Source organism: Nitratidesulfovibrio liaohensis, from assembly GCF_011682075.1.
GTDB lineage: Bacteria > Desulfobacterota > Desulfovibrionia > Desulfovibrionales > Desulfovibrionaceae > Cupidesulfovibrio > Cupidesulfovibrio liaohensis.
In genome coordinates this window covers 1-577 of record NZ_VSMK01000767.1, presented here as the reverse complement: position 1 = coordinate 577, position 577 = coordinate 1, and the positions used below count along the sequence as shown (strand labels likewise).

Annotated in this window: 1 protein-coding gene; it reads left to right on the top strand. The window is 72.8% G+C overall.

The annotated features are described in order from the left end of the window. Nucleotides 1-527, top strand: a 527-nt coding sequence (locus FVW27_RS18985; RefSeq protein WP_167128256.1) for an HlyD family secretion protein, incomplete at its 5' end; no start/stop codon positions are given. Between the last annotated feature and the right edge of the window lie 50 nt (nt 528-577).

Sequence of the window (577 nt, the reverse complement as noted above, 5' to 3'; positions counted from 1 at the left end):
TGGCCGCCCAACGGGCCGACCTGGCCGTGCTGGAGCAACGCCGCGCGGACAGCGAACTGCGCGCCCCCTCGTTCGGGGTGGTGCGCTCTCGCCTGCTGGAGCCGGGCGACATGGCATCTGCCCAGCGCCCGGTGTGCACCGTGGCCATCACCGACCCCAAGTGGGTGCGCGCCTACCTGACGGAAACCCAGCTTGGCCGGGTGCACGAAGGCATGCCCGCAGAGGTGGCCATCGACGCCCGGCCCGGCCAGCCGCTGGAAGGCTGGCTGGGGTTCATCTCGCCCACGGCGGAATTCACCCCCCGCAACGTGGAAACGCCGGAACTGCGCACCTCGCTGGTGTACGAGGCCCGCGTGTTCGTGCGCGACCCCGACGACGTGCTGCGCCTGGGCATGCCCGCCACGGTGACCCTGCGCGAGGGCCATGCGGTGCCCGTGCAAACCGGCAAGGCAAGCCAGGCCAACGCCACCGCCGCAGCGTCTCCCGCCGCACAGGACAGGGCCGCGCCCACCGGGGCCGCGCAATGACAGCCCCATCGCCCGTGTTTGCCGCACGCGGGCTGTGCCGGACCTTTCCC